The sequence below is a fragment of the Haladaptatus sp. HS23 genome (genome assembly GCF_056892285.1).
This window is the reverse complement of the sequence record NZ_JBXGLH010000001.1, coordinates 578,880-591,540: the sequence shown is the minus strand read 5'-3', so window position 1 is coordinate 591,540 and position 12,661 is coordinate 578,880. Positions and strand designations below refer to the sequence as shown.

Genomic DNA, 12,661 nt, shown 5'->3' with positions numbered 1-12,661 from the left:
CCGTGATGAAGAAATCCAGATGAATCTTATCGCGATCATTATCGGAATCATCGCCGGACTCGGCGCGGTCGTTTTTCGATTTACGATTTGGGCGGCACAGGAGGTCTTTTTCGGAAAAACACTCAACCCGGGAAACGTCGAATTCGAACTGATAGACGTTCCCAACGTGTTCGGTTTGCTGTCGTTTCTCGGTCCCGGACGGTTTCTCTTGCTCCCCGCAATCGGCGGGCTTCTCGTCGGGGTCATCGTCATCCTGACGACGCCCGAGGTAAAGGGTCACGGCGTCCCGAAGGTCATGGAATCCATGCTCGTTCGCGGGGGAAAAATCGACCCGAAGATTTCGGTGTACAAAACGGTCGCTTCCTCGCTCGCCATCGGCAGCGGCGGGTCGCTGGGTCGTGAAGGGCCAATCATCCAAATCGGGAGCGCGGCGGGGTCCTTCTTCGGACGCTTCATGGACCAGAAGTACACCCGGACGTTAGTGGCGGCGGGGGCGGCGGCGGGCATTGCTGGGACGTTCAACGCGCCGTTGGCGGGGGTCATGTTCTCGTTGGAAATCCTGCTCGCCGAGTACTATCTCCAAAACGTCATCGTCGTCGTCCTCGCGTCCGTGATGTCCACGGCCGTCGCTCGGACCATCCTACAGTTCACGCCGAATCCCGGCGTCCGGGCGTTCCTCGTTCCCGTCGATTACCACATGGTCACGCCAGTCGTGGAGTTTCCCCTCTACATCGGATTGGGCTTCCTCATCGGCCTGTCCGGTGCCGCAGTCGTCAAGATGCTGTACGGCACCGAACACTTCTTCGAGCGCCTCGACCTGCCCGAGTACGTAAAACCCGCCATCGGCGGTCTGCTCCTCGGTGCCACCGTTCTCATCAGCACCGTCATGCTCCACGAGTCGGCGCTGACGACCGCGGATTGGCTGTTCGGCGTCGGATACGCGACCATCCACTCGGCCATCGCGGGCGACCTGACGCTCAAAATCATTCTCGCGCTGGCGATTCTGAAACTGCTCGCCTTTTCGTTCTCCGTCGGGAGCGGTAGTTCCGGCGGCGTCTTCTCGCCCGGCCTCTACATCGGCGCGATGATCGGCGGCGGCTTCGGTATCATCGCAAGCATGCTCTTCCCCGGAACCGCGGGACCGGGTGCCTACGCCCTCGTCGGTATGGGCGGCGTGTTCGCGGCAACCGCCCGCGCGCCGCTGACGGCGACGCTCATCATCTTCGAGTTGACCGGCCAGTACACCATCATCCTCCCGCTCCTCGTCGTCACCGTCATCGGGAGCGTCGTCACCCAACGGCTGCTCAACCGCGGAACGATTTACACCGAGAAACTCCGCGACAAGGGTATCACCGTGCAAGAGCGTCGTATCGGCAGTTTGGAGGACCTGACGGCGAAGGACGTGATGACGACCAACGTGGACACGCTGAACACCGGTGACAGTTGCGAGGACGCCCTCCTCATGTTCCAGCGCACGAAACACCACGGCCTTCCCATCGTCGACGAGAACGGCGGTTTAGCCGGCATCATGACGCTGACCGACCTCGAATCCGAACTCACCAATTCCATCATCCACACCATCGAGGGTAACGAAGAAATCGACCTCCCCGACGAGGAGCGCGCCCCGGTCGAGAAGATAGGGACGACCGACGTGTTGACGGTTCCACCGTCTGCGAACCTGCTGTCCGTGGTCGACATCATGGAGAAGTTGGACGTCGGCCGCATCCCCATCGTCGGCGAGGACGACCATCTCGTCGGTATCGTCACCCGGAGCGACATCCTCGACGCCTACGACAACATCCCCGAGTTGGCTCGCGGGACCGAGGTCGACATTCCCGTCGTCGCCGAATCGAAACTCCCCAACGTCAGCGCCGGCAAGCAGGACTGAGAATCGGTGCGAGACGGCAGGAACGAATATAGTTCACGCTGGTAAACCATTCGTTGATGCGCAACTGGTTGTGGTCGGTATTCGAGCGGTCGTTGTCGCGCGTTCGTCGCGTCAGACGCCGCGAGACCAAGGAGTTTCGCCGTTGGTTGGAGACGAGCACGAATCTCCGCCATCTAACAGCCATGGTCGCCCTTCCCGTCCTGATAGCGGGAATTACGGCGCTTTCCGACCGCGTCGAGGAGCTATCGTTTCTCCTCTATCCGCCCCTCGCCTCGGGAACCTACACCCTGTTCAGCGACCCCGACGGCCGCTACGCTTCGCCCCGGAACTTCGTCGGCGGCCTCGGGACGGGCGCGGTCTGTGGCTGGTTTTCGGTCTACTTCTCCGAGACGTTCCTTCACGTGCCGGAAATCCAGCCGCTGGAGGCACATCCCATCACCGCTGGATTGGCCGTCTTTCTGACCATCGCGGCGACGTGGTCGCTTTCGCTCGAACTCCCGGCGGCGTTCTCGACGTCGCTCCTCGCCGTCGTCGTCGGCGTTCACGAACCGACGTACGTGGCGAGCGTCATCGTTTCGAGCCTCATCGTCGTCTCCGTCTTCAGCGTCTGGCACACCGAGTTCTACCAGAAACGCTCCCGCTATCTCTATCAATCCACGAAGGGCGACGACCACGTTCTGGTTCCGATGCGAGGGGAGTACGCCGAGGATGCGGCCATGTTCGGCGCGAAACTGGCGTCCGCACACGACGCCGGGAAGGTCGTGTTGGTGGATATCGTGGACGAGAACGCCATCGAGGAGGTTCGGGAAACCGCCGAAGCGCCGGACGCAAAGGACCCGACGCTGGTCAGGGGACAGGCCACGGAACTCGAAACCGAAGAGGTGGCCGAAACGCACGCGGCGGACGACGTGGCCACCGACCTCGAACGACAGGCCCAGCGGATTCGAACTCGGATTGGGGTGCCCTGTGAAGTCGTCGTCGCCGCGGACGGAACGAACGAGTCTCGGACGATACTGCGGACCGCCCGCGAGACGAACTGTGACCTCGTGGTCGCCCCCTACGAGGAGAAACACGGCGGCCTGTCGCCGTTCGTTCGCAAACTGTTTCGCGGGCGCATCGACGCCATCGTCTATCGTCCCGCACCGGACACGGACCCTGTGGACGTTCGGGAGTGCCAATGGAAGCGGGTTCTCGTCCCCATTCGACGAGCGGGTGATACGGCCCACGCGATGATAGATTTCGCCCGACGGCTCGCCGGAGCGACCGGAACGGTGAGCGTCTGTACCTGTATCGACCGCGAGTCGAAGCGACGACGCGCCGAATCCACTTTGGCGGACCTCGTGGAAGCGTTCTCGGGGTCGTTCGAGACGCGGATTTCGCGGCGGAACATCGACGACTTTCTCACCGCGAACGACGACCACTACGACCTCGTCATCATCGGGGCGAGTACCGACCGAAGCGCCGCATCGCGGTTCATCTCCCCGCCGACGTTTGAGAGACTTCACGACGTCGAGTGCGACGTTGCCGTCGTCCATCGGGGTTGATTCGTCTCCGTCATCCACCGAGGCTGACCGCCATCCGAGATTCTCCCCGTTAGAAGTCGTCTAACGTCTGATTCGATGGTTCGCCCGATAACTGGTCGGCCAACTCCTCGACGTGGTCCCCGTCGAGCGCCGCCTGAACGAGCATGCGACCGATGAGCGCCGGACTGACGACGATGTCAGCGCCCGCCCGACGCAGCTTTTTGACGTTCTCGCGGTCGGTAGCGGCGGCCACGATTCGAACGTCCGCGTTCAACTGTCGAGCGGTCAGGACGGCGAGCGAGTCGGCGGCGTCGTCCTCGGTGGCGACGAGTACCGATTTCGCCCGGTCGATGCCGACGCGTTCGAGGACGTTCTCGTCGCTCGGGTCGCCGTGGACGACCGTTTTCTTCCGTTCGCGAAGTTCGTCGACGAGGTCCGTGTCCTCCGCGACGACGACGTATTCGGTCGAACCGTCGAGTTCGTCGAGTATCGATTCCGTGAGCAGGTGTCCGTAGCCGAGGACGAGCAAGTGGTCTTCCATGAGGTCGATGTTCGAGTTGGGTGATTTGCCGAGCGCGCTGGCGAAGCTGTTCTGCACGATGGGCGCGAAGAGGATGCCCAGCGCCGCCGCGAAACTGCCGGTTCCGAAGACGATGACGGTCATGCTGAACGCACGGGCGACGGTCGTTTCCGGTTGAACGCTTCCGTAGCCGACCGTGCTGGCGGTGAGCAGGGTGAAGTAGAACGCGTCGAACCACGTTTTGAGGTTCCTGAAATCGCCCTGCAGCGCGTACGCGCCGATGGTGCCGTACAGTTGCGCGCCGACGACGGCGGCCGCCGTGGCTATCTGGGCGGTCGAGAGTTCCATCGGTCGCTGGAACCGCCCCCGAACGACGAACAGTACGGGTACCGTCACGAGCGCGAAGGCGACGAGCGGGAGCGAGTACGGAGTTGATTGGAGGAGCCCGTGGACGACCGTAACCGGAACCAACAGTGCACACGCGTACCACGCGGCCCGGAATCCTCGACCCAATCCCATCGCCGCGATGAGCAACAGGAAACCGACGATGGTGCCGGTGTACGTGGTGGTTTGTCGGATGGCTAGGGGAACCAGTCCGCCGAACAGTCCGTCGGCGGTCTGTCCCGCTGCAGTCGTGACGAGGCCGGTCGCTATCGATAGCAGCGCGACCCCGATGACTAACCACACCGCTACGCGTGCCGACGTGAACCGCCGCCGGAGACCCCCCTCCATACGACAGTTCGTGCGACGGCCGCCGCGATAAATGGGGTGGCCGAACGGTCACTCTTCCGGGGGTACGTATCGACGGTACGCGGCGATGGTGCGGTCGAAACCTGCTCCTTCGATGACGAAACCCGTCGGTACGTCTTTGGTATTCGACCGTTTGTGCCACGGTATGAGCTACTCACTGCCGGTGCAGGTCCTCTTCGGGCTATATCTCGGGGCGCTGACCGGCGTCGTTCCGGCCCTCGTCGCGTGGACGCTCGGGTTCGTCTTCCGGTACGTGACGGGCGTCTCCGTTCCCGGATTCGGTGTCGTCGTCCTTTGCGTCGCTATCGCCGGCGTGCAGGGCGGTCTGCTCGGCCTCCTCGACCCGGCCATCTACCAATCACCGATCATCGTCGTCGCGCTCGTCGTCGTGATGCTGTCGAGCCAGTACGCCCACGCCAAGGGGGATTCGATGGGGGCGACGTTTCCCCGTCGAATCGGATTTCGGCAGTTACGCGAAAACCGCCTGTCGAGCGACGTCATCGAGCGCGTCGGGCGGTTCGGACAGGTCCGCGTGCGAGCGACGGGCGACGTCGGCGACATCGAGGGGTATCCGCCGCTTCCCGACGACCTCAGAACGGCCATCGCCGAGGACGAGTGGACGTTCCCCGGTGACCTTCCCATCCCGGAACTGGAATCCCGATTGGCGGACCGCCTTCGGACCGACTACGACCTCGCGGACGTGACCGTCGAAATCGACGCGCGAGCGGCGGCGACGGTGAACGCGGCACCGCCGGAAGGGTCACTTTCCCGTCGCGTCCCGCCCGGCAAACGCGCGGTTTCCGTGGATACTCTCGTACCGACGGGGCTGTCGCGCAACGATACCGCCGTCTTCACGCTCGAAAACGAGGAGATAGGCGGCACCGTACTGAGCGCCAAAACGAACGGCAGCGACCATGGCGCGAACGAAGAGACGGACGCGCAATCCCCTCTCGCGCCGACTACCACCGGTGGGGACGGGCGCGTTACGGTCGCCGTCTCGAACGGGGAGGCACGTCGACTTCTCGACGACACGCCGACCAAACTCCGCGTCGAGTCGCGGGGCACGCGATACGAGTTCGAACTCATTCGCCTCCTCCGACGCGCGGGCAAGCGCTGGGAACGGGTTTCGATTCGCGCGGGAAGCGAGTTCGACGGCCTGACGCTCGGTGCCGCCTCGGTTCGGGCGACGTACGGCGTGGCGGTACTCGCACTCGAACGCGGAGGTGACTGGACGGTCGCACCGACCGGAACGACCGCCCTCGAGGCCGCTGACGACCTGTACGTTGTCGGCGACGACGAGTCGATTCGACGGTTCTCGGAGGCGGTCGCATGATGCCCCTGTTGGCGACGAGCCTCGTGGTCGCGTTCGTCCGTATCGTCGGCCTCGGACTCCTCTCGGGTGCGGCCGCCGGTGCGGTCGCGTTCCTCCATCGCTGGTACACCCGCGAACGGGTGCCGAGCGGCCTCGCGGTACTCGTGGGCGTCGGAGCCGTGGGTATCTGGCTCGGAACGTGGCGGACGCTCCAGCCGTTCATCCTCGCCGGGAGTCAGGACATGCTTACGTTCACGAACGCGCTGATTACGGTCGTCTCGTTTCTCGTCGCGGGGCTGACCGCCCTCGGAAGCGCCCGCGTCGGCGACTGGGCGGCGACGGACGTCGTCGCCCTCCCGGACGGAACCGACGACGTGAGCCGTCTGGTGCGAACGGTCGGTCGCGTCGTCACGGTCACGCTCCCCGAACACATCGACGACATGGACGGTCACGATACCGTTTCGGCCGAAACGAAAGCCGAAGTCGCGGGGTCGTCGTTCGCGTTCCCCCGCGGTCTCACTGTCACCGAGCTCCGGGACCGGCTCGTCTCCCGATTGAAAGACGACCACGGCGTCGGCTACGTGGATGTCGACCTCAGCGACGACGGGCGTGTCGACTACCTCGCGCTCGGCGGACGGGTCGTGGGACTCGGCCCACTGCTCGCACCGGGGACCGTCGCCGTTGCGGTTCGTGCCGACCCCGCGTTCAGCGCCGGAATCGGCGACTCGGTCGCCGTGTGGCGTGACGACGATGGTGATGAGAAGTCCGGCCCGACCCGGGTGACGACCGGCGAAATCCGGGGCGTCGTCGGCGACGTGGTGACGCTCGCGGTGGATGAAGCCGAGGCGACGAAACTCGATTCGACGGACCGGTACCGGTTGGTGACGCTTCCCGTCGAATCGCGCCCCGAACAGGAGTTCGCCACGCGACTCCGGGCGGCGGACGAGACGATGGCCGTCGTCGCCGTCTCCCCCGGAAGCGACCTAGTCGGCGTTCCCGTCGGCAGCCTCGATATGGCCGTCGTCGCGGTCCGTCCCGACCGCGCCCCCGTCGAGGTGCTGCCCTCACGGAGTCGAATCCTCGAATCCGGGGACTCGCTGTACGTCGTGGTCCGGCCGACCCAGTTGCGTAAAATCGAACGTGCGGCGGACGCTACGGCCGAGGAACTCTCCCCCGAACTTACGTAGGATGCCGGGACCACTCCGGTCCGATGGTGAGCGTGACGATGGTTTCGATGATGGCGGCGAAAGTAGTGACGCCGGTTATCCCGATGTTCGCCACCTTCTCGTGGCCGTTTCGCTCTCCAGCGCACCGACCGTCGAGACACCCCGTGGAAAGAAAGTCACTTCCCGTCGCCGACCGTTTCGTTGTCTATGCAGTGGAAACTCTTCGCGGACTTGGCCGAACTCGCCGAGGGGAAGGAGGTACCCGTGGACGCCGAACCGGGGGACAGCGTCGGCGATGCCTTGGACGACCTTCTCGCTCCTCGGCCGGACCTCGAAGCCCGCGTACTGGACGACGATGGCCGCCTCCGCGACCACATCAACGTCCTCCGAAACGGGACCGACGTCTTCGCTGAAGACGGGTTGGATACCGCCCTCGAACCGGGCGACGAGTTGGCGCTCTTTCCCCCCGTGAGTGGTGGATAGCGCGTGAGCCTTCGCGTTCTCCTGACGAACGACGACGGCGTCGATGCACCCGGTATCGACGCCCTGTACGACGAACTCACGTCCGTGGCCGACGTGACCGTCGTCGCTCCCGCGGAGGACCAGAGCGGCGTCGGCCGGTCGAACTCCCACACCGTCGAAGTGGACGAGTACCAGCGTGGCCTCATCGTCCACGGAACGCCCTGTGACTGCGTCGCGGTGGGCCTCGGAACGCTCGACGTGGAACCCCACATCGTCGTCGCGGGATGCAACGACGGGCCGAACTTCGGCGCACACAAACTCGACCGCTCGGGGACCGTCGGTGCCGCAAAGGAAGCCGTCTTCCTCGGCGTTCCGGGAATCGCGGTTTCGGCCTACGACCCCGATGACGGCGTTCTCCCTCGCTTCGAACGCGAGGATTTCGCTCAGGCGGCGCGGGTCACTCGCTCCCTCGTCGAGCGCGCTGACGCCATCGATTCGGGGACGTATCTGAACGTCAACGCTCCCGTCACCGACGGAACGCCGCGGGTTCGCCTCACTCGACCGGCGCGCGACTTCGACGTTCGAATCGAGGAGACGGGGGAGGACGGGGAGGCTCTCGCCCTCGTCGACCGGTTTTACGACCCGCTTCGGACGGACCGACCGGAGTCCATGGACGACCCCGTCGGAACCGACCGCAGGGCGCTGGCGGAAGGAGAGATCAGCGTCTCGCCGCTCGGCGTCGACCACGAAATTCGGGACGAAAACACGGTTTCGGGCGTCCTCGGTGCGCTCCGCGGGCGGTAGTCGTTAACGACGTGCAAAATGACCGCTGATTCGTCAGCGGTAGTCCTTGGTCAGGTCCATCCCCATCACGAAATCCGGGTCGTCGGCGATCTTCACTCGGCAGTAAGCCGCGTCGGAGACGCCACGCGGGGTTTCGGGGATGAGAACACGCGTTTCGTCCGCGCCGCGGCTCGCGGCGTCGCGGGAAATCGCGGCGAACAGCGAGCGGGCCGCATCCGCGTCCGTCCAAGCGCCGATGGCGTATTCGACGAACACCTTTTGCGCTCCGTTCTCGTCGGGCAATTCTTGCTCGCGTGCGACGCAGGCGAACCCGCGAGTTCCGTCCTCCTGCACGACGAGTAGTTCGCCGTCTTCCGCACTGCGCTGGAGGTCCTCGCGGGTCAGTTCCGACAGCGCCCACGTCTCCTCGAAGTCGAGCGCGAGGCCGCGGAGGTACGAACCTGCGTCGCTCCGACTCCAGTAGCTCCACGCGGCGTTCACGTCGTCGGTGACTTCCATGGCGGGGTCAGCGTCGGCATCCGGTTCGGGATGTGCCCATCGAAACTCCGTGATGGGGTCGTACCCGGTCGCCCGCGATTGGCCGAGTCCCGCGACGTTCCACGAGAAGACCATGTTGCGGAGCGTCGTCGCTCCGCGTTCGCGTGCCCAGTCGAACAGTTCGTGTGTCATGCGGTTCGCGACGCCGTGCCCGCGGAAGTCGGGATTGACGCGCATTCCCTGACCCCACGCTTCCCAGTCCGAGAGCGACACGCACTGGACGATGCCCGCGATGTCGTCCTCGGCGTCGGCGACGACGGTGTAGCGGTCCTCGCCGTCTATCCAGTCGTGGTAGACGCGCGGGATGTAGTCGCCTCCGTCGCGGTCGGCCCACGTGTCTTCCGTGAACGCGACGACGGCCTCGTAATCGTCGTGGGTTGCTTCCCTGAGTTCGATTTCGGTTACTCCCATGGCACCGAGCGTTCGGTAATCTCGTCCGCGAGTGGCTTCTGCATCGTCGTTTCGGGGTCGTCGCTGTTCGCCAGCGCCCACATCAACTTCACCTTCGCCGTACCGGGAAGCATGTCTTCGCCCTCGACGATACCCGCGTCGAGCAGGTCGCGCCCCGTGTCGTACACGCGGTCACAGACGCGTCCGTCGAGACATTGGCTGGTCATGACGACCGTGGTCCCGTCGTCCACTAATTCGCCGATGCGGTCCACCCACCCGGAGTGGACGTGGCCCAGTCCAGTCCCTTCGAGAACGAGTCCAGCCTTTCCGTCGGCGTAGTCGAGCGCTTCGACGCTCATTCCGGGAGTGAACTTCAGGAGTTCCACCTCGCTTTCGAGGTCGTCGTAGAGCGCGAGTTCCTGTGCGCCTCGTTCCTCGTAGTCGCGTCGGAACGTGACCTCCTCGGCGTCGTAATCCACTTCGCCGAGCGGTTCCGCGCCGACGGTCTCGAAGGCGTCGCGGCGGGAGGTGTGGTTCTTCCGAACGCGCGTTCCACGGTGGAGCGCGCAGACGTCGTCGCTCTCGGTCGCGTGCATGCAGACGAGGACTTCCGCGCAGTCGGCCTTCGCGGCTTCGACCGAACAGACCGCGTTCATCACGTTGTCCGAGGACGGTCGGTCGGCGGAGCGCTGGCTTCCCGTGAACACGACCGGAACGGGCGTATCGAGCATGAACGAGAGCGCGGAGGCGCTGAACTGCATCGTGTCCGTCCCGTGCATGACGACGACGCCGTCGGCACCGTTCTCTACTTCGTCGTACACCGCTCGTGCCAACTCCTGCCAGACGTCGGGCGTCATGTTTTCCGACAGGATGTTCGCGACGACGCGGCCGCGGTAGTTCGCCCGTCCTGCGAGGTCCGGCACCGCGCGAAGCACGTCCTTCGCGTCGAACTGCGCCGTCACCGCGCCGGTCCGGTAATCGACGGTCGAGGCGATGGTTCCGCCGGTGCTGATGAGCGAAATCGTCGGTAACTCGGGGTCGAATTCGACGACCGAGGAGTCGTCCGACGTCTCCTCTTCGATATCGTACACTTCCGATTCGAGTAAGTCTACGTTCGCCGCTTCGCGGTCGATACCGACGTTGTACCCGCCGTCGAGTTTGACGACGAGGTCGTCCGGCGTCGTGGAGGGAAGCAGTACGCCCTCGTAGGTTTCGTCCGCTCGCTCGACGCGAACGCGGTCCCCTGGATTCATACCACGAGGTAGCGTGGCGTTCGACTTGAATCCACTCGTTTCGGGGAAAGGCACATTACCCACGGGAGTCAATTCGGAAACATGACCCAGCGCACTCGGACGCGCGAAGCCGACGACGACATCTCCGACCTCCTCAGCGACATCGACGGCGATAGCGAGCAGCGGACGGGGGGCGAGAGCCGTCGCAGTCGTGCAAAAAAGCGCGTCGGGAACCTGTTCTCGGTTCGCTACTTCGGGCTCGCGGCGGTCGTGCTGACGGTCGCGATGTTCGTCGGCGGCGTCGTCCCGCTTATCGGCAGTTTCACCGGCCTCGTCGCCATGTTCGCCGCGTCGTTCCTGCTCGGTGCGCTGACGAGCGACTCGAAAATCGCCGAAACCGCGCTCGCCGGTGCAGTCGCTGGCGGTCTGACGTTCGCCCTCAAACATCTCGTCGCCCTCACCGTCGGCGGGTTCACCGTCGCTGCAATCGGTATCGTCTCCGGCCTCCTCGTCGCCGCGTTGGGCGCGTACTTCGGCGGCGACCTGCGCGACGGCCTGACCCGCGACATATAATTCACGACGTTTTAGGCGTCGGGTGCTTCCCCTCTCTCCGTTATCGTCCGCCACTCGTCCTCCAACACGCTCATCTGCACCAGCGTCCAGTACTCGTCCTCGTGTTTGCGTGCGTCCCGAAGAACCCCCTCTCTGCTGAACCCTGCTTTCTCGTAACACTCTATCGCCCCGTCGTTGAAATCGAACACTCGTAGGTCGATTCTGTGGAGGCCGAACGTTCGAAACCCTATTTCGAGGAGTTTTCGAATCATCGCCGTTCCGTACCCTCTTCCCCGCTTGTCTGGACTGACGATAACTCGAGAAACGGATGCGGAAGCGTTTCGTCGGTCGATGTCGTTTAACTCGACATAGCCGACCATCTCCTCGTCGTCGGTGACGGCTTTGTACGGCCTCCGTATCGGCTCTTCTTTTTTCGCTTCCGCGATGTGCTCGGAGAGTTGGGCGGTATCGAGAGGGTAGGAAAACACTGGCCCTGCCCATCGGAGTAGGAACGACGGGGACTCGACCCACTGTATCAACCGGTCAAAATCGTCCGCGGTAACGGACCGTAACTCGATTCGTGACCCCATGCGGCGAAGTGGATACTCGTTCGAGATGCTTCTTTAGATGCGGGCAAATATCCACGGCGTATCGAGCAGACCTAATTCTTCGTCCGGAGAAGTACACTATCGCGATTTTGTTTGCGACCTCTAACCGGCCAGCGTCCACGTGTCGTTTTCCCGGTCTAATTCCACGATTCCCCGTTCCGCCATGCTTCCGAGGTGGTTTTCGACGATTCGCGCCGGGGCCTTCGCCTCCTGACTTATCTCCGCCGTCGTCTCCGCACCGGCCGCGAGCGCGGCCAAAATCTCGGCTCGAATCCTGTTCTCGCCGTTTCCGTCCACCGCTTCGCTGAGCGAGTCGAGGACGTTCGTCATCCGCCCGTGAACCCACCGCTGTGCGAGCGACAACTCGCCCTTTAAATCCTCTAAACAGTTGAGTTCGGCCGCGAGGTCGGCGACCTCACTCGCCTCCGTGTCGCTTATCTGCTCTACGTCCTCCTCCACGTCGGCGTCATCGGATTCGACGCGTTCGTTCAGATACTTGACGTTCAGTGTGAGGTACTGACACGAACTCACGTCGAGGTTCGGACTCGCGGGATAGGCGCTCTTCATTCCGAACTCGTACGGGGAGACGTCGACTTCGAGTCGGAGGTTCCGGGAGATATTGAAATACTTGCGGCGCTGGTCGTCGGTCCGACTCTCGACTAATCCTGCTTCCTCTAACTTCCGAAGGTGGTCGATGACCGCCTTCGGACTGACACCGAGATAGTCACTTATCTCGGTGACGTAACAGGGTTTGTGTGAGAGGAGTCGCAGGATACGTCTTCGGTTTTCGTTTCCGAGTATATCGAGCAACGCGGCAGAGTCCATTCGCGCTCACATCTTGGCAACCCGAACGGAAAAGGGTGTCTCTCGGCGTCAAAGGGTCAAATCGGCCTAACTGTTGCGTCTGTCGGCCGTTT

The 12,661-nt window shown here is 63.7% G+C and carries 12 protein-coding genes; 7 read left to right on the top strand and 5 right to left on the bottom strand.

The window, feature by feature from the left end; translation table 11 throughout:
* Positions 1-19 precede the first annotated feature (19 nt).
* Entirely contained in the window at positions 20-1,888 is a 1,869-nt protein-coding gene (locus AC1XDK_RS03250; RefSeq protein ID WP_483348331.1) for a chloride channel protein, read from the top strand.
* Between the two features lie 56 nt (positions 1,889-1,944).
* Positions 1,945-3,432 carry an HPP family protein gene (locus AC1XDK_RS03245; RefSeq protein ID WP_483348330.1) on the top strand — a complete coding sequence of 496 codons (1,488 nt, stop codon included), beginning with the start codon at positions 1,945-1,947 and terminating at the stop codon, positions 3,430-3,432.
* A gap of 49 nt (positions 3,433-3,481) precedes the next feature.
* On the opposite strand, the gene AC1XDK_RS03240 is transcribed toward AC1XDK_RS03245, so the two are convergent.
* Complete coding sequence (locus AC1XDK_RS03240) at positions 3,482-4,663, bottom strand: NAD-binding protein (RefSeq protein WP_483348329.1); 1,182 nt, start codon at positions 4,661-4,663, stop codon at positions 3,482-3,484.
* 163 nt (positions 4,664-4,826) lie between these two features.
* Here AC1XDK_RS03240 and AC1XDK_RS03235 point away from each other — a divergent pair, with 163 nt between their 5' ends.
* The 4 genes from AC1XDK_RS03235 (at position 4,827) to surE (ending at position 8,425) form a co-directional block, all read left to right on the top strand.
* Positions 4,827-6,014 carry a potassium channel family protein gene (locus AC1XDK_RS03235; RefSeq protein WP_483348328.1) on the top strand — a complete coding sequence of 396 codons (1,188 nt, stop codon included), beginning with the start codon at positions 4,827-4,829 and terminating at the stop codon, positions 6,012-6,014.
* Positions 6,011-7,180, top strand: coding sequence for a TrkA C-terminal domain-containing protein (locus tag AC1XDK_RS03230; protein ID WP_483348327.1), 1,170 nt, complete (start codon positions 6,011-6,013; stop codon positions 7,178-7,180). The genes AC1XDK_RS03235 and AC1XDK_RS03230 overlap by 4 nt, the downstream gene beginning before the upstream one ends.
* Before the next feature lie 186 nt (positions 7,181-7,366).
* On the top strand, positions 7,367-7,642 hold the full coding sequence (locus tag AC1XDK_RS03225) for a ubiquitin-like small modifier protein 1 (protein ID WP_483348326.1): 276 nt from the start codon (positions 7,367-7,369) through the stop codon (positions 7,640-7,642).
* Between the two features lie 3 nt (positions 7,643-7,645).
* Positions 7,646-8,425: a 5'/3'-nucleotidase SurE gene (gene surE, locus AC1XDK_RS03220; protein ID WP_483348325.1), complete on the top strand. Its 780-nt coding sequence runs from the start codon at positions 7,646-7,648 to the stop codon at positions 8,423-8,425.
* Positions 8,426-8,458: 33 nt separating this feature from the next.
* On the opposite strand, the gene AC1XDK_RS03215 is transcribed toward surE, so the two are convergent.
* On the bottom strand, positions 8,459-9,373 hold the full coding sequence (locus tag AC1XDK_RS03215) for a GNAT family N-acetyltransferase (protein ID WP_483348324.1): 915 nt from the start codon (positions 9,371-9,373) through the stop codon (positions 8,459-8,461).
* Positions 9,364-10,605 (bottom strand): Glu-tRNA(Gln) amidotransferase subunit GatD, encoded by a 1,242-nt coding sequence (gene gatD / locus AC1XDK_RS03210; RefSeq protein ID WP_483348323.1) that lies wholly within the window; start codon positions 10,603-10,605, stop codon positions 9,364-9,366. Before gatD ends, AC1XDK_RS03215 begins: the two co-directional genes overlap by 10 nt.
* A gap of 81 nt (positions 10,606-10,686) precedes the next feature.
* Between gatD and AC1XDK_RS03205 the strand changes: the two genes are divergently transcribed.
* Positions 10,687-11,157 carry a hypothetical protein gene (locus tag AC1XDK_RS03205; RefSeq protein ID WP_483348322.1) on the top strand — a complete coding sequence of 157 codons (471 nt, stop codon included), beginning with the start codon at positions 10,687-10,689 and terminating at the stop codon, positions 11,155-11,157.
* Between the two features lie 11 nt (positions 11,158-11,168).
* On the opposite strand, the gene AC1XDK_RS03200 is transcribed toward AC1XDK_RS03205, so the two are convergent.
* Positions 11,169-11,726, bottom strand: coding sequence for a GNAT family N-acetyltransferase (locus AC1XDK_RS03200; protein ID WP_483348321.1), 558 nt, complete (start codon positions 11,724-11,726; stop codon positions 11,169-11,171).
* 120 nt (positions 11,727-11,846) lie between these two features.
* The gene (locus AC1XDK_RS03195) at positions 11,847-12,569 is read right to left on the bottom strand and encodes a metalloregulator ArsR/SmtB family transcription factor (protein ID WP_483348320.1); all 723 of its coding nucleotides are present in this window, start codon (positions 12,567-12,569) and stop codon (positions 11,847-11,849) included.
* Between the last annotated feature and the right edge of the window lie 92 nt (positions 12,570-12,661).

Coding starts and splice junctions, on each gene's coding strand:
- AC1XDK_RS03195 (WP_483348320.1), bottom strand. CDS start 12,569: ATGGACTCTGCCGCGTTGCTCGATATACTCGGAAACGAAAACCGAAGA.
- AC1XDK_RS03250 (WP_483348331.1), top strand. CDS start 20: ATGAATCTTATCGCGATCATTATCGGAATCATCGCCGGACTCGGCGCG.
- AC1XDK_RS03230 (WP_483348327.1), top strand. CDS start 6,011: ATGATGCCCCTGTTGGCGACGAGCCTCGTGGTCGCGTTCGTCCGTATC.
- AC1XDK_RS03205 (WP_483348322.1), top strand. CDS start 10,687: ATGACCCAGCGCACTCGGACGCGCGAAGCCGACGACGACATCTCCGAC.
- AC1XDK_RS03200 (WP_483348321.1), bottom strand. CDS start 11,726: ATGGGGTCACGAATCGAGTTACGGTCCGTTACCGCGGACGATTTTGAC.
- AC1XDK_RS03215 (WP_483348324.1), bottom strand. CDS start 9,373: ATGGGAGTAACCGAAATCGAACTCAGGGAAGCAACCCACGACGATTAC.
- AC1XDK_RS03245 (WP_483348330.1), top strand. CDS start 1,945: ATGCGCAACTGGTTGTGGTCGGTATTCGAGCGGTCGTTGTCGCGCGTT.
- AC1XDK_RS03225 (WP_483348326.1), top strand. CDS start 7,367: ATGCAGTGGAAACTCTTCGCGGACTTGGCCGAACTCGCCGAGGGGAAG.
- gatD (WP_483348323.1), bottom strand. CDS start 10,605: ATGAATCCAGGGGACCGCGTTCGCGTCGAGCGAGCGGACGAAACCTAC.
- AC1XDK_RS03240 (WP_483348329.1), bottom strand. CDS start 4,663: ATGGAGGGGGGTCTCCGGCGGCGGTTCACGTCGGCACGCGTAGCGGTG.
- AC1XDK_RS03235 (WP_483348328.1), top strand. CDS start 4,827: ATGAGCTACTCACTGCCGGTGCAGGTCCTCTTCGGGCTATATCTCGGG.